Source organism: Pseudomonas sp. 10S4 (assembly GCF_034344865.1).
In the GTDB taxonomy this organism is placed as follows: Bacteria; Pseudomonadota; Gammaproteobacteria; order Pseudomonadales; family Pseudomonadaceae; genus Aquipseudomonas.
Map to the genome: position 1 here is coordinate 6,566,215 of NZ_CP133774.1, position 18,258 is coordinate 6,584,472.

At 61.6% G+C, this 18,258-nt stretch carries 17 protein-coding genes and 1 pseudogene; 9 read left to right on the top strand and 9 right to left on the bottom strand.

The window, feature by feature from the left end; translation table 11 throughout:
* Nucleotides 1-9: 9 nt before the first annotated feature.
* Nucleotides 10-846 (bottom strand): IclR family transcriptional regulator, encoded by an 837-nt coding sequence (locus RHM58_RS30620; RefSeq protein ID WP_201257137.1) that lies wholly within the window; start codon nt 844-846, stop codon nt 10-12.
* A gap of 244 nt (nt 847-1,090) precedes the next feature.
* Between RHM58_RS30620 and RHM58_RS30625 the strand changes: the two genes are divergently transcribed.
* The 7 genes from RHM58_RS30625 to RHM58_RS30655 all read left to right on the top strand — a co-directional run bounded on the left by RHM58_RS30625 (nt 1,091) and on the right by RHM58_RS30655 (nt 7,789).
* On the top strand, nt 1,091-2,110 hold the full coding sequence (locus RHM58_RS30625; RefSeq protein ID WP_322269020.1) for an ABC transporter ATP-binding protein: 1,020 nt from the start codon (nt 1,091-1,093) through the stop codon (nt 2,108-2,110).
* Nucleotides 2,107-2,976, top strand: coding sequence for an ABC transporter permease (locus RHM58_RS30630; RefSeq protein ID WP_201257135.1), 870 nt, complete (start codon nt 2,107-2,109; stop codon nt 2,974-2,976). Before RHM58_RS30625 ends, RHM58_RS30630 begins: the two co-directional genes overlap by 4 nt.
* 6 nt (nt 2,977-2,982) lie before the next feature.
* The gene (locus RHM58_RS30635; protein ID WP_201197080.1) at nt 2,983-3,777 is read left to right on the top strand and encodes an ABC transporter permease; all 795 of its coding nucleotides are present in this window, start codon (nt 2,983-2,985) and stop codon (nt 3,775-3,777) included.
* Nucleotides 3,778-3,784: 7 nt separating this feature from the next.
* Entirely contained in the window at nt 3,785-4,075 is a 291-nt protein-coding gene (locus RHM58_RS30640; RefSeq protein ID WP_322269021.1) for a (2Fe-2S)-binding protein, read from the top strand.
* Nucleotides 4,076-4,256: 181 nt separating this feature from the next.
* Nucleotides 4,257-5,612, top strand: a complete 1,356-nt coding sequence (locus tag RHM58_RS30645; protein ID WP_322269022.1) for an NAD(P)/FAD-dependent oxidoreductase — start codon at nt 4,257-4,259, stop codon at nt 5,610-5,612.
* The gene (locus RHM58_RS30650; RefSeq protein ID WP_201257131.1) at nt 5,609-6,724 is read left to right on the top strand and encodes an NAD(P)/FAD-dependent oxidoreductase; all 1,116 of its coding nucleotides are present in this window, start codon (nt 5,609-5,611) and stop codon (nt 6,722-6,724) included. The genes RHM58_RS30645 and RHM58_RS30650 overlap by 4 nt, the downstream gene beginning before the upstream one ends.
* Before the next feature lie 18 nt (nt 6,725-6,742).
* The gene (locus RHM58_RS30655) at nt 6,743-7,789 is read left to right on the top strand and encodes an ABC transporter substrate-binding protein (RefSeq protein ID WP_201257130.1); all 1,047 of its coding nucleotides are present in this window, start codon (nt 6,743-6,745) and stop codon (nt 7,787-7,789) included.
* Nucleotides 7,790-7,836: 47 nt separating this feature from the next.
* Here the strand turns inward: RHM58_RS30655 and RHM58_RS30660 are convergent, their stop codons facing one another.
* The 7 genes from RHM58_RS30660 to RHM58_RS30690 form a co-directional block, all read right to left on the bottom strand.
* Nucleotides 7,837-8,799 (bottom strand): spore coat U domain-containing protein, encoded by a 963-nt coding sequence (locus RHM58_RS30660; protein WP_322269023.1) that lies wholly within the window; start codon nt 8,797-8,799, stop codon nt 7,837-7,839.
* On the bottom strand, nt 8,796-11,153 hold the full coding sequence (locus RHM58_RS30665; protein ID WP_201204680.1) for a fimbria/pilus outer membrane usher protein: 2,358 nt from the start codon (nt 11,151-11,153) through the stop codon (nt 8,796-8,798). The genes RHM58_RS30660 and RHM58_RS30665 overlap by 4 nt, the downstream gene beginning before the upstream one ends.
* A 231-nt stretch (nt 11,154-11,384) precedes the next feature.
* Nucleotides 11,385-12,158, bottom strand: coding sequence for a molecular chaperone (locus tag RHM58_RS30670; RefSeq protein ID WP_322269024.1), 774 nt, complete (start codon nt 12,156-12,158; stop codon nt 11,385-11,387).
* A gap of 26 nt (nt 12,159-12,184) precedes the next feature.
* Nucleotides 12,185-12,685, bottom strand: coding sequence for a spore coat U domain-containing protein (locus RHM58_RS30675; protein WP_322269025.1), 501 nt, complete (start codon nt 12,683-12,685; stop codon nt 12,185-12,187).
* A gap of 4 nt (nt 12,686-12,689) precedes the next feature.
* Nucleotides 12,690-13,226 (bottom strand): spore coat U domain-containing protein, encoded by a 537-nt coding sequence (locus tag RHM58_RS30680; RefSeq protein WP_322269026.1) that lies wholly within the window; start codon nt 13,224-13,226, stop codon nt 12,690-12,692.
* A gap of 20 nt (nt 13,227-13,246) precedes the next feature.
* The gene (locus RHM58_RS30685) at nt 13,247-13,780 is read right to left on the bottom strand and encodes a spore coat U domain-containing protein (RefSeq protein ID WP_201204688.1); all 534 of its coding nucleotides are present in this window, start codon (nt 13,778-13,780) and stop codon (nt 13,247-13,249) included.
* Between the two features lie 107 nt (nt 13,781-13,887).
* A complete protein-coding gene (locus tag RHM58_RS30690; RefSeq protein ID WP_207200324.1) occupies nt 13,888-14,382 on the bottom strand; it encodes a spore coat U domain-containing protein in 495 nt (164 codons plus the stop codon).
* A gap of 317 nt (nt 14,383-14,699) precedes the next feature.
* Here RHM58_RS30690 and zapE point away from each other — a divergent pair, with 317 nt between their 5' ends.
* Nucleotides 14,700-15,824 (top strand): cell division protein ZapE, encoded by a 1,125-nt coding sequence (gene zapE / locus RHM58_RS30695; RefSeq protein WP_322269027.1) that lies wholly within the window; start codon nt 14,700-14,702, stop codon nt 15,822-15,824.
* Between the two features lie 215 nt (nt 15,825-16,039).
* A pseudogene (locus RHM58_RS30700) lies at nt 16,040-17,353 on the top strand (leucine-rich repeat-containing protein kinase family protein).
* A gap of 162 nt (nt 17,354-17,515) precedes the next feature.
* On the opposite strand, the gene RHM58_RS30705 reads toward RHM58_RS30700, so the two are convergent.
* Nucleotides 17,516-18,223 (bottom strand): YebC/PmpR family DNA-binding transcriptional regulator, encoded by a 708-nt coding sequence (locus RHM58_RS30705; protein WP_201204694.1) that lies wholly within the window; start codon nt 18,221-18,223, stop codon nt 17,516-17,518.
* Nucleotides 18,224-18,258 lie beyond the last annotated feature (35 nt).

Below are 18,258 nucleotides of genomic sequence, written 5' to 3' on the forward strand. Positions count from 1 at the left end.
TGTGTTGCATCAGCCCTGCCCGAACACCTGTGAAGGCCGGCGCAGCAACGGATCAAACGGGTTAATCCGCGGCCCGATCAACGCCGCTTCGCGCTTGAGCATTTCCACTACCGTCGGCAAGCGATCCGGCCCCAGCCGATCACTCACGGTGGCCACACTCAACGCCGCCACCGCCCGCCCATCTCGATCCAGAATCGGCACCGCCACCCCGGCCATGCCCTGCAACACGCCAGTGTTACGCCCTGCATACCCCAAGTTGCGCACGCTCTCGACTTCCGACCTCAGGAACACCTCGTCATACAGGTGAAAATCCTTCAGTCGCGGCAAGTTGTAATGAATCACTGTGTCGCGCTCTTCTTCCGGCAAAAACGCCAGGATCGCCAGACTACCCTGCCCGACACCCAGCGCCACCCGTCCGCCGATGTCCCCGGTAAAGGTGCGGATCGGAAACGGCCCTTCACTGCGGTCCAGGCAGATCGCATCAAAACCACTGCGAGCCAGCAAAAACAACGAATCCCCCAACGACGCCGACAACCGTAGCAATGCCGGCCGTGCCAGTTCACGCAGGTTGCCGGTATTTCCAGCACGGGCGGCCAAGGCGAAAAAATCCAGACTCAGGCGATAACGTTTGCTGCGAGCGTCCTGCTCGACCATGCCCTCGTCCATCAGGCTACGCAGCAAGCGGTGGGTGGTCGGTTGCGACAGGCCAATGCGCTGGGACAGTTGCGTCACCCGCTCACCGCCCTCAACCGTGTCACCCAGGCTGCGCAGCACCGCAAACAACCTGGAGACCGCACCGACACCGACTTCATTTTTGTTTTCATTCCGCTCAGTGGAATTAGGCATAGATTTTCTCGACTTAAAATTTACTCACTGAATGAAATTGAAAATAGTCATCGCCTCAGTGAAATAGACCATTGAGCCCATCCTATTCTTCGTCCTACTCTGCGTCCATACAGGGGCGATTCGAACAACAGCGGCAGCCGATCCAAGTCGAGCGCCAACGCACCCCGCAGCATCCTTTCGTATCTGCCCATACAAAAAAGCGCGACCCCAGGCCGCGCATAACAATCTCAGGTGGAGCGCAGCTATGGCATTCGTGCAACTTGAAAACCTCGGTAAACGCTACGGCGAAATCGACGCCGTCGTCGCCACCAACCTCTCGGTGGAGAAAGGCGAGTTCGTCTCCCTGCTCGGCCCTTCCGGTTGCGGCAAAACCACCACGCTACAAATGATTGCCGGCTTCGTTGAAGTCAGCAGCGGGCGCATCGTGCTGGACGGTCGCGACATCACCCACGCCAAACCCGCCAGCCGTGGCCTGGGCGTGGTGTTCCAGAGTTACGCGCTGTTCCCGCACATGAGCGTGCAAGACAATGTCGCCTTCGGCCTGCGGATGCGCAAAGTACCCAACACCGAATTGCAGCAACGGGTCGCTCGGGTGTTGAAACTGGTGCGCCTCGACCAGCACGCCGAGCGCTATCCACGGGAGTTGTCTGGTGGTCAGCGTCAGCGAGTCGCGTTGGCCCGGGCCTTGGTGATCGAGCCGCCGGTGCTGCTGCTCGACGAACCGCTGTCCAACCTCGACGCCAACCTGCGCGAAGAGATGCAATTCGAGATTCGCCGCATTCAGCGTGAAGTCGGGATCACCACGCTGATGGTCACCCACGACCAGTCCGAAGCGCTGTCCATCAGCGATCGGGTGGTGGTGATGCAGGCTGGGCGTATCACCCAGATCGACGCGCCCTACACCCTTTATGAGCACCCGCGCACCGAGTTCATTTCCGGGTTTGTCGGCAAGGCCAATCTACTACCCGGCGAGCGTGATGGCGCTGGCGTGGTTCAGGTACACAGCGGCGGCGGCCTGACCCTGAGCCTGCGCCCGGAAAAGATCGATCTACGGGAAAAAGATCACGGCCGTCTGCAAGGCAATATCGTCAGCCGATTCTTCCTCGGCAGCCAATGGTTGTACGGCGTCTCGACGCCCCTCGGCGAACTCAGCGTGGTGCGTCGCAACGACGGCTCGGCACCGCTGGCCGAAGGCACGGCGGTGGGCCTGGACTGGGACGCGGCGCTGCTGCGGGTGCTCAGTGTCGACGAGGTGTCGGCATGAGTCTGCTCGCTTCCGTCCGCCAGGGACGCCAAGGGTATTTATTGTCGGCTCCGGCGCTGACGTTGTACTTGGGCCTGCTGGTCATTCCGTTGATGCTGACGCTGCTGCTGTCGTTCAACGTGTTCGACTACAGCACGGGGATCAACAGCAACGCTTACACCCTTGACCACTACAGCAGCCTGCTGGGCGATCCGTACTTCTACGAGATCTTTCTGCGCACGTTCTGGATCAGCGCCCTGACCACCCTGCTCTGCGTGGTGATCGGCGTGCCCGAGGCCTATATCCTCAGCCGCATGGGCGCGCCGTGGCGTTCGATTTTCCTGATTCTGATCCTCACACCGCTGTTGATTTCGGTGGTGGTGCGCGCCTTCGGCTGGAGCCTGTTACTCGGCGCCGACGGCCTGGTCAACCAGACCCTGCAAGCCTTCGGCGGCTCACCGATGAAACTGCTCTACACGCCGTTCGCGGTGGTGATTGCACTGGTCCACGTGATGCTGCCGTTCATGATCATCCCGGTCTGGACCTCCTTGCAGAAACTCGACCCGGCCGCCGAACAAGCCGCGCTGTCCCTCGGTGCCAGCCACCTCACGGTGATGCGCAAAGTCGTGCTGCCGCAAATCATGCCCGGCGTGCTGTCCGGCACGTTGATCGTGTTCGGCCTCGCAGCCAGCTCCTTTGCGATCCCCGGATTGCTCGGCGGGCGCCGACTGAAAATGGTCGCGACGCTGATCTACGACCAGTACCTGTCGGAGCTGAACTGGCCGATGGGCGCCGCGATCGCCGTGGCGCTGCTGTTGCTCAACCTGCTGATCATGCTGTCGTGGAACCGGATGATCGAAGGCCGCTACAAGAAGTCATTGGGATAACTCGTCATGTCCAAGAACGGTCCTTTCGCCCTGCTGTTTCATACCCTGGTAGTGCTGTTCATGCTCGCGCCGCTGGTGGTGGTGTGCCTGGTGGCCTTCACCCCGGAAAACACCCTGAGCCTGCCGACTACGCACTTTTCTTTGCGCTGGTTTCGTGCGGTTTTTGAACGCGCCGATTTCGTCGATGCGTTCTACAACAGCCTGATCCTCGCGTTCTGCGCTGCAACGTTGGCGACACTGATTGCGGTGCCGGCGGCGCTGGCCATCACCCGTTTTGAGTTTCCCGGACGGGGCTTTTTCAACGGTTTGTTCCTGTCGCCGATCATCATTCCGCACTTGGTGCTGGGGGTGGCGTTGCTGCGGTTGTTTGCGCTGATGGGTGTGAATGGCAGTTTCGGCTGGCTGATCTTCGCCCATGTGCTGGTGATCACGCCGTATGTGCTGCGGCTGGTGCTGGCGTCGGCGATTGGTCTGGATCGCAGCGCTGAACATGCCGCGCAGTCGTTGGGTGCCGGGCGTTTCACGCTGTTCCGGCAAATCACTTTACCGATGATTTTGCCCGGTGTGGCGGGTGGTTGGCTGTTGGCGTTTATCAACAGTTTCGATGAAGTCACGTTGTCGATTTTCGTGACTTCGCCGGCCACGCAAACCTTGCCGGTGCGGATGTACGTGTACGCCACCGAATCCATCGATCCAATGATGGCGGCGGTGTCGGCACTGGTGATTGGCCTGACCGCTTTGACGATGATTTTGCTCGATCGGGTCTATGGCCTGGATCGGGTTCTGGTAGGAAAACAATGAGGGCGCCATGGCTCTGCTGAAACGACTGGCCGAAGGCGACCGCCCGGCCCTGGACTTTACCCTCGACGGCAAACCGGCCAGCGGTTTGCTCGGCGACACCGTGCTGACCGCCGTACTGACCTGCAGCGAACACCTGCGCGGCAGCGACTTCAGCGCCCAACCCCGCGCCGGTTTCTGCCTGATGGGCGCGTGCCAGGATTGCTGGGTTCGCCTGGGCGATGGCCGCCGGGTGCGAGCCTGCTCGACGCTGCTCGAAGCGGGCCAACAGATCAGCCGCGAACCGGGGCGCTCGGTATGAACACCCTCTCTATCTGCCAACCCTGGATCCCCTGTGGGAGCGAGCTTGCTCGCGATGGCGATCTGTCAGCCGCCATCTCTGTTGAATGTGCCGCTGCCTTCGCGAGCAAGCCCGCTCCCACAGGGGTTCGGCGTCGATCACAAACATTGCGGGCAACTCCAATCAAATGTGGGCGTTGGGTATGAATTCGGTGATTGTTGTTGGCGCCGGGCCTGCCGGGATTCGTGCCGCGCAAACCTTGGTCGCAAATGGTGTTCGTCCAATCTTGCTGGATGAGGCAGCTAGAGGTGGCGGGCAGATTTATCGGCGTCAGCCAGCGAATTTCAAGCGCTCGGCGGTCAAGCTGTATGGCTTCGAAGCGCGCAAGGCCAGCGCGATTCATCAGACCCTCGACGAACTTCGCGAACAGCTCGACTACCGTCCGGAAACTCTGGTGTGGAACGCGCAGGACGGTGCTCTCGACACCTTGCACGATAACCGCGCCACGCGCCTGCCATTCTCCCGGGTGATCGTCGCCACCGGCGCCACCGACCGGATTTTGCCGGTGCCGGGCTGGACCTTGCCGGGGGTTTACAGCCTCGGTGCGGCGCAGATTGCGCTGAAGTTCCAAGGCTGCGCCATCGGCGAACGGGTGGTGTTCGCCGGCAGCGGACCGTTGCTGTACCTGGTCGCCTATCAATACGCCAAGGCTGGCGCGAAGGTGGTGGCGGTGCTCGACAGTTCGCCCTTCCGCGCCCAGGCCCGTGCCCTGCCCGGCCTGCTCTCACAACCGGCAACTCTCGCCAAAGGCATTTATTACCGCAGTTGGCTGACTGCCCACGGCATCCCGGTGCATCAGGGCGCCAGCCTTATCCAGGTCAACGGCGAACAACGCGTGCAATCGCTGAACTGGCGTAACACCAAAGGCTCACAGCAAATCGACTGCGACGCCGTCGCCTTCGCCCACGGCTTGCGCAGCGAAACCCAACTCGCCGACCTGCTCGGCTGTGAATTCGCCTGGAACCCGCTCAACCGTGCCTGGCTGCCGCAACGTGACAGCGCCGGGCGCAGCAGTGTCGCCGAGGTGTACCTGGCCGGTGACGGCGCCGGGATCATGGGCGCCGATGCCGCCGAAATGGCCGGCGAACGCGCAGCGCTGGCCCTGCTTGAAGACATCGGCTACCTGATCCCGACAGAGCGCCACGCCGCTCTTGAGCAATCACTGAAACGGATCGGCACGTTCCGCAAAGGGCTGGAGCAAGCCTTCGCCTTTCCCGAGAACTGGGCCGCCAACACCCCGGATGACCTGATCGTCTGCCGCTGCGAAGAGGTGCTAGCCGGCGATATCCGTCAGGTAGTGCGCGAAGGCCACTGGGAGATCAACCGGGTCAAGGCTCATTGCCGGGTCGGCATGGGACGCTGCCAAGGCCGGATGTGCGGCGCGGCGGCGGCGGAAATCATTGCCTGTGAAAGCCAGCGCTCCGTGTCGGACATCGGTCGACTACGGGCTCAGTCGCCGATCAAACCGCTGCCGTTTGGCCTGGAGGTCGAGCCATGATCGAAGTCGATGCAATCATCATTGGCGGCGGCATTGTCGGCGCCTCGGCCGCGCTGTTTCTGAGCAAGGCCGGCCGTCGTGTGGCGTTGCTGGAACGGGACTTTTGCGGCTCCCACTCCAGTGGCGTGAACTACGGCGGCGTGCGCCGTCAGGGCCGACCATTGTCGCAACTACCACTGTCGCAACAGGCTCACGAGATCTGGGCACAACTGCCGCAGTTGCTCGGCATCGACGGTGAGTACCAACGCAGCGGTCACCTGAAACTGGCGCGCAGCTTCAACGACCTGCGCGCCTTGCAGGACTACGCCGCCAACAGCCAGGGCTTCGGCCTCGACTTGCAGATCCTCGATCGCGATGAACTACGCGCCTGCTTCCCTTGGGTCGGGGATGTGGCTGTCGGCGCGTCGTTTTGCCCCGACGACGGCCACGCCAACCCGCGACTGGTGTCCCCGGCGTTTGCCCAAACAGCGCGTCGACATGGCGCGCAAATCCATGAGCAATGCGCGGTCACAGAAGTGGATCACGACGGCCAGCACTTTCACGTCAGCACTCAAACCGGCCTCAAGCTTCGCGCGCCGTGGCTGTTGAATTGCGCCGGGGCCTGGGCCGGCAGCCTCGCGGCACAGTTTGGCGAAGCGGTGCCGATGCACGCCGGGCACCCGGCGATGCTGGTCACCGAACCGTTGCCGCTGGTGATGAACGCCAGCACCGGGGTCGAGGGCGGTGGCATCTATGCCCGCCAGGTCACCCGCGGCAACTGTGTGTTGGGCGGTGGCCAGGGCTTTGCCCTCGACGACGTCCGCGCCCGACCCGGTCAAAACGCGGTGCTCGAAATTCTCCGCCAAGCCGTCGAGCTCTACCCCTTTTTAGAAGGCGCCCAGGCGATTCGCACCTGGAGCGGCACCGAAGGTTACTTGCCAGATCGCCAACCGGTGATCGGGCACAGCGGCACCCAGCCCGGTCTGTTGCACGGGTTTGGCTTTGCCGGCGCCGGTTTCCAGATCGGCCCGGCGGTGGGCCAGGCGCTCACCGAGATCATCTGCAGCGGCGCCCCCAAGACGTCGCTGGATGCGTTTTCCATCACCCGGTTTCACTCCATCTCCGTTGCTTGATAGAGGAAGGTCGCGCCAATGAATAACCTCAAACGCACTGCACTGCTCGGTTTCTCCTGCATGAGCGCCCTGCTCACGGTCACTCAGGCCCAGGCCGAACCAACGCTTTACCTGGGCATGAACGGCGGGACCATGGAGCGGCTTTACGCCGACAAGGTGCTGCCGGTTTTCGAGAAAGCCAACAACGTCAAAGTGGTGATCGTGCCAGGGACTTCCGCCGACATCCTGGCCAAGGTCCAGGCCAGCAAGGGCAATCCGCAGCTGCACGTGATGTTCCTCGACGACGGCATCATGTACCGCGCCATCTCCATGGGGTTGTGCGACAAACTCGAAGACAACCCGACCCTGGCGCAGATTCCGGCCAAGGGCCGCATCAAGGAGCAGGCCGTAGCCGTCAGCCTCGGCGTCACCGGATTGGCCTACAACACGCGGTTGTTCAAGGAAAAAGGCTGGGCCGCGCCGACCTCATGGATGGACATGGCCGACCCGCGTTTCAAGGACAAAGTGGTGTTCCAGTCGATGGCCTCCTCGACCTTCGGCCTCCATGGTTTCCTGATGTTCAACCGGATCCAGGGCGGCAGCGAAACCGACGTCGAACCGGGCTTCAAGGCCTGGCCGAACACCGTGGGGCGCAACGTGCTGGAGTACATCCCGAGCTCGGCGAAGATTTCCGAGATGCTGCAAACCGATGAAGCGGCGCTGTTCCCGCTGACGCCGACTCAAGTCACAGCGCTGAAACTCAAGGGCATGCCGGTGGAATATGCGCAGCCGAAGGAAGGCGCCGTGGTGCTCAACGTCGCCGAATGTGCGATCGCCAACAACACTCAGCCGCAATTGGCGCAGAAACTCGCGGCGTTCCTGCTGACACCAGACGCACAAGCGGCTGCGCTTGAAGATGGCGACCAGATCCCGTCCAACCCTAACACCCCGACCACTGATAAGACGCGTGGTCAGGTTGAGGCGATGAAGCAGTATCTTGAGACCGCGATTGCGATTGATTGGGACCAGGTGAATGAACAGCGTCCGGCGTGGAATGCGCGGTGGAATCGGAGTATCGAGCGCTAGCAGGCAACCCCCACACACCCATGGCTCCTACAGGGGTTTGCACAAAGTCAGAAACCGACGTCGAGCACTACGCTGTCGAGGTACGTCCCCGCTGGCGGTGTGGTCTGGTCGGTGTAGATTTTGGCGTTGTAATTGAAGACCTGACTCCCGGTGCCCAAACCGTTGCCAGGGTTGACCTCGGCATCGGAACTGGCCCGGCGCGCACTACCGACACTGCCCCAACGGGTGGTGCCGGCGCTTTTGAAGATGTCGTAGGCCAGGTAATTGCTGCCGGAAATCATCCGCCGTCGCCCACCGACACTGATCGCTTGCTGACCATCACTCAGGCCCACGGTATAAGCGCTGCCCTTGGTGCAAGCGAGGTTGATGGTCTGGCCGGTGACCGCAGTAAACGCACTGATCACCGGGGCGCTGCCGAAGCTGATGTTCGGCGCGGTGATAGTGCAGTCGTTGGCCACGGTCAGGTTAACCGTCAGGGTGGTGTTGCCGCTGCCGATGTCACGCCCCAGGCACACGCTGCCAATGCCGATGCCGGAACAGTAATTCCAGCTCCAGGCAATGCTCAGGGTTTCGCTATAGATGCCCGCCGCGACGTTGCTGCCAATGGTCGTCCCCAGATAAATCGGCACGGTTTTCGGCACCACGCTGCCGAGCAAACCCAGCGAATCGATAATGCCGTTACGGGCGAAGTCGAACGCCACACCGCGGGTCAGTGGGTAACTGGTGGAGTTGTTGCCGTACAGCGTGTAGCCAATGATGTCGCCGGTCGGGCCGAGCAACCCGGTTTGCGTGGAGGTGACCGTGGCATAGAAATGGTCGGTGCTGGTTAACAATGAAAGCAACGACCCGGTGCAACTCAACCCCGCATTGGTGGTGGAGCTGGACTGCGACGTGGTGCGCACCGCAATCGAACTCAACGAGCCGAACGCCACGGGCGAGGTGCTGACCACCGAACACAACGCCCACGCCGAACCCGGCAGCCAGAGCGCCAGCAATGCCAACCCCTTCATTTGCACACCAACGGCCCGATCAACGGAATCTGATCCTGTTTCATGTCCACGGCAAACTGCACCTGACAGGTCTTCCCGTCGGCCAGGGTCACCCGCAGACTGTTTTGCGCCTGAAGATTTTCCAGGTACACCAGCCCGTCCCAACCGACCACGGTTTGCGTGCCGCTTTGCTCATGCACGACGCCACTGCCCAGGGGTAATTCTTGCTGCCGTGCATCCACCAGCACGATGCTCGCGGCGACTATCCGGCTCAACGGAAACTCCAGCAGATAACCGCTGCCACGCCGCACTGCGATCCGCTGTTCGACGTTAGGGCTGCGCACGTTGGCTGGCAGGTTCAGCGGGTCGATTTCGTATTTACCGCGGTAATACGCGCTGCTCCACGGCACCAGCAGGTGGCCGTTGCGGTCGGTCTGGCCGACCAACTGGTTTTCGTAGCGCACCGGAATGTCCGCATAGCCGTCGGTGCTGACCACTACAAATGCATCGTCGATCCGGTTGGCAGCGAACAACTGACGGTCCATCCAGACCAACGAGCCGCTGGCATCGGCCCAACGGGTTTCAGCCTCGCTGGTGCCGTAGACCCCGGCTTGCAATTGCACCGATTGCAGGCGCCAGGTCAGGTCGGCCTGACGATAAGTCGGCGCGTCGCCCTGAGCGTAACCGAGGTTGAAACCCACCCCGCCTTCGGTCGGCACGGCTCGGCTGTAATTGACCCGCTGCTGGGTTTGCCCGGTCTTACTGCGTTCGCTGCTGATCGCCAGACTGCCGTGCAGGTCGAACGGGATCACCAGTTGCGCCTGCACCGCCCAGTTGCTGTCACCGATTTCGCGGTTGCCCGACAGATAGAAACTGGTATCGCGCCACAGCGGTTTACTCCAGGTCAGGTTGAGCAAACGGGTACGCGATTCGTCCGCTGCACGCACGTCGAAATAACCGACACCGAGGCTGCCCCAGGAATCAAGGTTAAGGCTCAGGGTTGCCTGTTCGCTACGTTTGCTCAGGGTCGTGTAAGGGGTGTCGATCACCGTCAGGTCGGCGTATTGATCACGTCGTTGCATACGTTGATACGAGAAGCTGTAGCGCTGGCTGCTGTACTGATAGCCGAGGCTCAATTGCTGGCCGCTTTCGCCGTCGAACTGGCTCTGGCTAAGCGCGGTATTGAGGACGCCGAAATTGCCCAGCCTCAGGTTGCCGCCCAAGCCGCCAAGGGTCAGGGAGTCCGAGGCTTCGGCGTGGCTTTCGAGGGTGAAGTTGTCGCTCAGGCCGTAACGCAAACTGCCGGACGTGACGCCTGGTCCGTAGCCGAAATCTCGAAGGCCGTAGTCCCGACGCAAGGTCCCGGCGGCCACGGAAAAATCGCTCAAGCCCTTTTGCAGCAAACTGCTGGTGACGTAGAACGGCACCGTGGTCGAGACCTGCCGGCCCAAGGCATCGGTGGTGACGACGACCGCTTCGCCGGCGCCATTGATGAACGGAATATTGGTCAGGGTGTACGGCCCCGGTTGCAGGTCGGCGCTGCTGGATTTGTAGCCATTGATGAACAAATCCACCGAGGACGGCACCGCCGCTTCACCGGCAAACTGCGGCAACGGGTAGGTCACCAGGTCCGGGCGCACACCGAAGTCACGGGACAACTGCACCCCGCCGAGGCGCACCGAACTGCTCCAGGGCAAGGCGCCGCTGACCAGGTCCCCGGCCTCATACGTCAGCAGCCGCTCGTCATCGGAGTAGCGCCAAGTGGTGTCGTAGCGCAGATAGCCATTGTTCGACGTGCTGACCGCCTCCCCCGACAAGGTGCGGCGGTACTGCCCGGTGTTGGACAGCGTGCCCCAACTGTCGAACAGCCGCACTTCGTTCCATGCCGCGAGGTAGGTGCCGGCATCATCGGTGTCGTTGAGGTACAGGTCGTAGTTGAGCAAGGCCCCGAAACTGCTGAGTGCCGGGGTGCGCGGGTAGGCTTGGCGGTTGCCGACGAATTGCTCCGGCAACCAGTCCGGCGGCACGTTGAGCAGTAGCCTTTGACCGACACTGTCGTACTCGCTGTGCAGGCCCGGCAAGCTGTCGAGGTCAACTTCGGCGCTGATGTTTTCCGGCAGTTTCATGCCACTGTCGCGCAGCGCCGAGGCTGGCAGAAAAAATCGCCCGCCCCGCTGATCCACCGCCACGACTCGCCCGGTATTCATCTGATTGACCACCAACTCCAGAAACAACTGTGCATCGGCCACGGCCTCCATGCCGCTGGGCGGAGGCGGCAAGTCGCCGGCCTCGGCTAGAGGGATGATCACCAGCCAACACGCGCAGGTCGCCGCCCACAACGGACACTGGAAACTGCGAGCCCAACGCTGGCTCATTCGCGCTTTATGTCCGTCAATGGACTCTGCCCTCCTTTATTCCAGCTATGTGTGCGCTAAACCTGTGGCGAGGGAGCTTGCTCCCGTTCGGCTGCGCAGCAGTCGTAATCCATTCATCGCGCGACATCTGACACACCGCGCTGCCGGGTTTTGGGGGTTGCTGCGCAGCCCAACGGGGCGATGCGGCGTTCCGACAAGCCCCCTCGCCACAAAAGCCCAAAAGCCCTGGAATCACCGCTGTGGTGCGACGCTCTGCACCTGGCTCGCCCCATTCACCCGCACCTGCAACGCCGGGTCCCCGGCCATCGGCCCCGGCGCGGGCCAGCGCATGATTGCGCCGGGCAACACATAACCGAGCAAACCTTCCACCAGCGGTTTGGTCTGGCCGCCCTGCTTGAGCGCGACATCGGTCAATCGCGCATGTACCGCGCCCTGGTTGCGCACCTCCACATACGAACGACCGTCCACCGCCACGGTGCGCCAGCTCAGGTCCGGCAGGCCGATGCCCTTGGGATCACGTTGGCGGGTGGTGTCCTCCTTGCTCCACAACCCGGCACCGTAGGCAAACAACGGCACCGAATAACGCATCTGGAAACGGATCGCCGCAGCGGTCTTGCCATCTTCAGCAGCAGGCGGTTTGGCCGAGGGGATTTCGTCGATGATGATGCGGTAAGCCAGCTCCTGCCCCGGCGGTATCTCCCGGGTGCGGGTCAGTCGTACCAATTGTTTCTGGCCCGGTTCGATCTTCGCCACTGGCGGGCTGCCGATCACGTCGCGCTGGTTCTGGTACTGGTCGTTGAAGCCGCTCTGGCTCCAGGCGAACACCCGGATTTGCAGGTTGGCGGTCTCGCTGCCACGGTTTTCCAGCCACAAGGCACTGGCCTGTTGATCGGCCTCCAGCACCGGATCGATCGGCCAGATCAGCACCGAACTGGCGGCCTGTGCCTTGACCGTCCCGAGTAACACCATCGCCAGCCCCGTACAGCGCAAGACCTGTGACCACATGTGCTGCTCCTTTTCAAAACGCCGCATTACCACGACAGCTGCACCTGCAGCACATCGCTGTACGTCCCCCCAGGCTGATTGCCCGGCAACTGCACCTGACCGTAAATCGGCAGGCTGATGTTGTTCGCATCGGTGTAAGCCACCGCCACGCTTTGGCCGATCCCCAGGCTCTGGCTGAATGCCGCATCGCTAAACAGCGAGTACGCCACCCGGTTGCTGCCGGTCGTGAGCTGCATGTGCCGCCCGCTGCTGTTGTACTGACCGCCATCGACGGTCATGTTCAGGGTCACCCCCGGCGTGCATTGCAACTGCACGCCACCGGTCAATGACACCTGCACCGTGCTGGTGGCCAAGGCCGACAGGCTGCCAAAGTTGAGGCTGCCGTAGTTCGAGACCCCGCCCACCACCAGACAACCGGCGGTCACCGTGGCGCTGACCTGGAAACTCTGGCTCGTCACCGCCGCCAGCGGCAACGGCACACTGCCCGCACACAGCAGGAGCAGCGCCGCACAGCCATGGCGGGCCATCGCACTAGAAGGTCAGTTGGACTGAAACGGTATCGGTGTAGGTGCCGGCCGGCAGTCCCGCCTTGCCCACGGCTTTGCCATAGATGTTCACCGCCTGCGTCTGGCCGGTACTGGCGGTCAGGTTGATCACACCGTTGATGGCCAGCAGTTGAGAGTGAGCGGCGTCGGTATAGAAGTCGTAAGGCACGTAATTGGCGACGCCGTCGTATAACGCTCGGGTGCCACCCGTGGACTGCGCGTCATGGCTGCCAACGCCGACGGTGATGGTTGGCGAGGTGCCACTGGAGCACTGAACCGACAGCGCCCCGCCACCACCGCCCAGCACCTGGCCGTCGGCTTCGGTGAACAAACTGGTGGTGGTGCCGAAGTTCACGGTACCGAAATTAAGTCCAGTGGTACCGGCCGTGCCGTTGACCAGACAACTGCTGGTCAGGATCAGCGTGGAACTGATCTGCCCGGTAACGGTGGTTGCGGCCTGAGCGCTGGACACCAGCGCCAGGCCGAGCAATGACAAACCGATCCTTGATACAAGCATGTGCATGGTGTCCGTCCTCTACGGGTTTACCAATCGAGCGTCACCGTCAGGGTGTCGGTGTAGACACCGGCCGGAACCGCGCGGGTATTCGCCACCACCGAGCCAAATACCGGGATAGGTATCCGCGCAGCGCTGTTCACAGCGAAATTGTGTTGTTGGCCGATGCTGTAGCTCTGACTGCCCGAGGCATCGAGGAACAATTGATAAGGGAGGGTCTGGCTGCCGTTGCTCAGGCGTCGGGTCGTACCGTCACCATGGGCGCCGCCGTCGATGCTGACGGTGAACCCGGTGACCGAAGGGTTGCAGGCGACATTCAGCTTGCCGCTGCCATCGTCGCTGAGGCTGGCCTTGATCGGCTTGGTCCAGGTCGGGCCTTGCTGGCCGAAATCCAGGCTGCCGAAATCGCTGACCGGGCTGCCGGGGCTGGCGCCATTGGTCACTTCGCAACCGGCGATGATAACCAGCCGCGCGTGGATCTGCCCGCTGACCGCCGCTTGGGCGCCCTCGGCGAGCAAAAACAGTACGCCCACGGCGATAACCATCCAGTGCTTGCTTGTCATCGTGCTAATCCCAACTCCCTCAGGACGCCAAAACCCGAACGTTCAACGAGGAACGCCCCCTTCCCTGCGCCACCCGATTCCATCGGGGGCAAGTTGCACAGTTGCTGCTACCAGGTGACAGTCACTTTCACCAGGTCTGAATAACGGCTGACACGGGGAATCTCCGCCAGCCGTTCGATACGGGCATACAAAGGTAAATCCACGGAACCGTTATCCGGCACGCGGCCGCTTATCGGGACGTTCACCGCCAGCGGGATCAGTCGCGCGGGGTCCTGGTAGAGCCGATAAGGGATAGGTTTGCTGTGTTCGGCGGAACCCGCCATGTAACGCACATCGCCGACGCCACCGTGCTGGCCGCCATCGACGCGTAATTGATAAGGCGTGTCGGGGTTGCATTCCAGACGCGGCAGATGCTCATTCATCAACGCCGCGCCCAACGGCCCGGCCGGGTCATCCAGCCGCGAGGTGCTGCCGAAGTCCAGCACCCCCAGTTGCTCGACGCCCGCACTGCGTTGCTGCCCCACTAACTGACAGCCACGCTGCACGTCGACGCGCACCTCCACCTGGAGTTCTGCGGCCAGCGCTTGCGTGCCGAGCATCATGCTCAGCGTTGCCAATACCCGAACTCCATTCACGGCCTCATTCCTTGTGAGGGTGACTTCTGAAAATCAGGTTAGCAACGCAACGGGAATTCGCCAGTCATGGGGCTCCGTCGGCCCGCTCAATGTGGTGGGGTTGTGTATCGAATTGTTGGAAAAACGCTGATACACCGACGGGAAACAAGCTGTACAACCCGCAGGTTTTTGTCTGACTATGCAATGGCTATGTCAACACGAGTGGTGGGGCGATTCCCCGTTTGGTTACACTACTGCGCCGCAGCTCGCTGAGCCGGCCTGAAGAACCCAGGGGTGACATTATCGTGGCCGTTCTACCGCCAATCCGTTCGCGACTCATACGCTGGCCCGCGCTGCGCCGTTTGCTCGGCAAAGCCATTGCGTCGCCTGCCAGCGGGAACGCCAGCCATCGAGTCATCCACGACTACTTTCACCATAAGGCGCTCGCCCAGGGCTACACCCTAAGCCACAGCCAGCAGCGAGTGATCGACTGTATGGCGCAACATGCGACAACGCTGCTGGGTGCATCGGCGAAAAACCTGCCCGGCCTTTACCTGTACGGCGCTGTCGGTCGCGGTAAAAGCTGGTTGCTGGACGGGTTTTTCCAGGCCATCCCCCTCGCGCAAAAACAGCGCCTGCACTTTCATGAGTTTTTCGCGCAGCTGCATCAGGGCATGTTCAGCCATCGTGACCAACCTGATCCCTTGGCGAACACCCTTGATGAGTTGTTGCTGGATTGTCGGGTGTTGTGTTTCGACGAGTTTCACGTCCACGACATCGGCGATGCGATGCTCATCACCCGGCTGTTCAAGGCGTTGTTCCGCCGTGGCATCCTGCTGCTGGTGACCTCCAACTACCCACCCGAAGGTTTGCTGCCGAACCCGCTCTACCATGCGCGTTTCAAACCGGTGATCGACCTGATCAACACGCGCATGCAGGTCCTGGAAGTCGGCGGTCCTCATGACTATCGCAGTCAGGCGCGAACCCATACCCAGCAGGTGTTTACCCAGGGCCGGTACGTCTGGCCGGCGACGCAAGCCCAGCGTCAGGCGTTGAACCTGCCTGAAAGTGCTTTGCCCCTGGCGTTGCCGGTCGGAACACGGCATCTGCCAGCACGGTACTGCGAAGGGCGAGCCGTCGGTTTTACCTTCAGCGATCTGTGCGACCACCCCACCGCCGTGATGGATTACCTGGAACTGTGCCGGCGTTTCGATCACTGGGTCATCGATGAACTGCCCAGCCTCAACGATTGTTCGATCGCGGCGCAGCAACGGTTTATCAACCTGATCGACGTTTTGTACGATCAGGACAAACATTTGGTGCTATTGGGGCAGCGTTCGTTGCGGGAAAGTCTGGATGGGGATGCCATTGACCTGGCGCGGACACGTAGCCGGTTGGGGCAGTTGGTGGAGGTTCGGGAACTGGTTTAACCAATAGATTTTCGGATTGGCTGCCGGCCTCTTCGCGAGCAAGCCCGCTCCCACAGGGAATTTGTGTTGATCACACATTATGTGTACGACACAAAATAACTGTGGGAGTGGGCTTGCTCGCGAAGGCGGCCTGCCCGGCACCACAACTTCCCGCTATCATGTCGCCCATTCTCAGAGCCCCGCGCCCTACTACTCGATCAATAGCGAATTCGTTCATGAATACCCTTGCACAACTGCGAGCCGGTGAGCTGGCAGGCATCACCCGTCTGGACCTGGTCTGCGGCCTGACCGAGTTCCCCGGGAAATCTTCGACCTGGCGGATTCGCTGGAGATACTCAACCTTAGCGGCAACGCGTTGAGCAGCCTGCCGGACGACCTGCACCGCCTGACTCGTCTGCGAATTCTGTTCTGCTCGGACAACCAGTTCACCGAGCTGCCGGCCTGCCTGGGTCAATGCGCCGCGCTGAGCATGATCGGCTTCAGGGCCAACCGCATCGAACGGGTGCCGGCCGCCGCCCTGCCGCCGCTCGCTGCGCTGGCTGATCCTGACCGACAACCGCATCAGCGAACTGCCGACCGAGTTGGGTGAACGTCCGCTCATGCAAAAACTGATGCTCGCCGGCAACCACTTGCAGCAATTGCCCGAAAGCCTGGTTCAATGCCATCGACTGGAACTGTTGCGCATCTCGGCCAACCGCTTCACCGAACTGCCTGAGTGGCTGCTGAGCCTGCCGGCCCTGACCTGGCTGGCCTACGCCGGTAACCCGCTGGAAACCGAAGCCGATGCGGCCGCCCTTGAGGCCACGCCGAGCATCCCGTGGTCAGAGCTGCACCTTGAGCAAAAACTCGGTGAAGGCGCTTCGGGGGTGATTCATCGCGCTACCTGGCAACGACCGGGGCAAGCGGATACTCAGGTCGCGGTAAAACTGTACAAAGGCGAAATGACCAGCGATGGCTCGCCGCTACACGAAATGAACGCCTGCATCACCGCAGGCCTGCACCCCAACCTGATCCGCATCGAAGGGCGAATTGTCGACCATCCGCAAGCCCAGGCCGGGCTGGTGATGCATTTGATTGACCCGAGTTATCGCAACCTCGCGGCGTTGCCAAGCCTGGCGTCCTGCAGCCGTGACGTTTACACCGATGACACGCGGTTCAGCGCGGACGTGGCATTGCGCATCGCCCGTGGCATCGCTAGCGCGGCAGAGCACTTGCACGAACAAGGCATCACCCACGGCGATCTCTACGGCCACAACATTATGTGGAACGAGCACGGTGACTGTCTGCTGGGCGACTTTGGCGGTGCGTCTTTCCACGCCACCACGGACAACCTTGAAACTCGCGCGCTGCAACGGATCGAAGTGCGGGCGTTCGGGGTGCTGTTAGGGGAACTGCTGGCGCGCATCGACTCAGGCTTGAGCGATGCAGATCGGGTGACGCTGGAGGACCTTGAGCAGCGTTGCTGTCAGCCAGATGTACTGGCGCGGCCGGGCTTTAGCGAGATTGTGCGGGAATTGAATGGCCGGTGACCGCTTCGCAGTCATTCGTCGGATCGCCGCCCGGAGCAGGCCCGCTCCCACAGTGGTTTTGTGTCGTGCACATAATGTGTGACCAACACAGATCAACTGTGGGAGCGGGCTTGCTCGCGAAGACGGCCTGTCAAACAACAAAGCTGTCAATGCTGTAAACGCTTAACCCGCCAACCCGACAAACATGTCCTGCACGTCATCATGGTTATCGAGGCCTTCGAGGAAGGCTTCAACTTCAGCCATGTGCTCGTCGCTCAAACCGCTGACCGGGTTCTTCGGCTGGTAGCCCAATTTGGCCGACAACACGGTGAAACCTTGCTCAGGCAGGGCTTTCTGCACCGCGTCCAGGTCTGCAGGCTCGGTCAGGAACAGGGTCGTGCCCTCTTCTTCACCCGGTTCGAAATCCTGGGCGCCGGCTTCGATGGCGGCCATTTCCGGATCGGCGTCAGGGCTGTCCGGGGACGCCTCGATCATGCCGACATGGTTGAAGTCCCAGGACACCGAACCGGACGCGCCCAATTGGCCCTTGCGGAATGCCACGCGGATTTCAGCGACGGTACGGTTGATGTTGTCGGTCACGCATTCAACGATCAGCGGCACCTGATGCGGGGCGAAGCCTTCGTAGGTCACGCGATGGTATTGCACGGTTTCGCCCAACAGGCCCGCGCCTTTCTTGATCGCGCGATCGAGGGTTTCCTTGGGCATCGAGGCTTTCTTGGCCTGTTCAACCACCAGACGCAAGTGTGCGTTAGTGGTGATATCAGCGCCGTTACGCGCAGCAATGGTGATTTCTTTCACCAGTTTGCCGAAGATCTTGCCCTTGGCGTTGGATGCCGCTTCTTTGTGTTTAACCTTCCACTGTGCGCCCATTACTCACTCTCTTGATCTGTGGCGCCGAGACATCT

Coding starts and splice junctions, on each gene's coding strand:
- RHM58_RS30645 (WP_322269022.1), top strand. CDS start 4,257: ATGAATTCGGTGATTGTTGTTGGCGCCGGGCCTGCCGGGATTCGTGCC.
- RHM58_RS30630 (WP_201257135.1), top strand. CDS start 2,107: ATGAGTCTGCTCGCTTCCGTCCGCCAGGGACGCCAAGGGTATTTATTG.
- RHM58_RS30680 (WP_322269026.1), bottom strand. CDS start 13,226: ATGCACATGCTTGTATCAAGGATCGGTTTGTCATTGCTCGGCCTGGCG.
- RHM58_RS30675 (WP_322269025.1), bottom strand. CDS start 12,685: ATGGCCCGCCATGGCTGTGCGGCGCTGCTCCTGCTGTGTGCGGGCAGT.
- RHM58_RS30620 (WP_201257137.1), bottom strand. CDS start 846: ATGCCTAATTCCACTGAGCGGAATGAAAACAAAAATGAAGTCGGTGTC.
- RHM58_RS30635 (WP_201197080.1), top strand. CDS start 2,983: ATGTCCAAGAACGGTCCTTTCGCCCTGCTGTTTCATACCCTGGTAGTG.
- RHM58_RS30670 (WP_322269024.1), bottom strand. CDS start 12,158: ATGTGGTCACAGGTCTTGCGCTGTACGGGGCTGGCGATGGTGTTACTC.
- RHM58_RS30690 (WP_207200324.1), bottom strand. CDS start 14,382: ATGATGCTCGGCACGCAAGCGCTGGCCGCAGAACTCCAGGTGGAGGTG.
- RHM58_RS30685 (WP_201204688.1), bottom strand. CDS start 13,780: ATGACAAGCAAGCACTGGATGGTTATCGCCGTGGGCGTACTGTTTTTG.
- RHM58_RS30650 (WP_201257131.1), top strand. CDS start 5,609: ATGATCGAAGTCGATGCAATCATCATTGGCGGCGGCATTGTCGGCGCC.
- RHM58_RS30655 (WP_201257130.1), top strand. CDS start 6,743: ATGAATAACCTCAAACGCACTGCACTGCTCGGTTTCTCCTGCATGAGC.
- RHM58_RS30660 (WP_322269023.1), bottom strand. CDS start 8,799: ATGAAGGGGTTGGCATTGCTGGCGCTCTGGCTGCCGGGTTCGGCGTGG.
- RHM58_RS30625 (WP_322269020.1), top strand. CDS start 1,091: ATGGCATTCGTGCAACTTGAAAACCTCGGTAAACGCTACGGCGAAATC.
- RHM58_RS30665 (WP_201204680.1), bottom strand. CDS start 11,153: ATGAGCCAGCGTTGGGCTCGCAGTTTCCAGTGTCCGTTGTGGGCGGCG.
- RHM58_RS30705 (WP_201204694.1), bottom strand. CDS start 18,223: ATGGGCGCACAGTGGAAGGTTAAACACAAAGAAGCGGCATCCAACGCC.
- RHM58_RS30640 (WP_322269021.1), top strand. CDS start 3,785: ATGGCTCTGCTGAAACGACTGGCCGAAGGCGACCGCCCGGCCCTGGAC.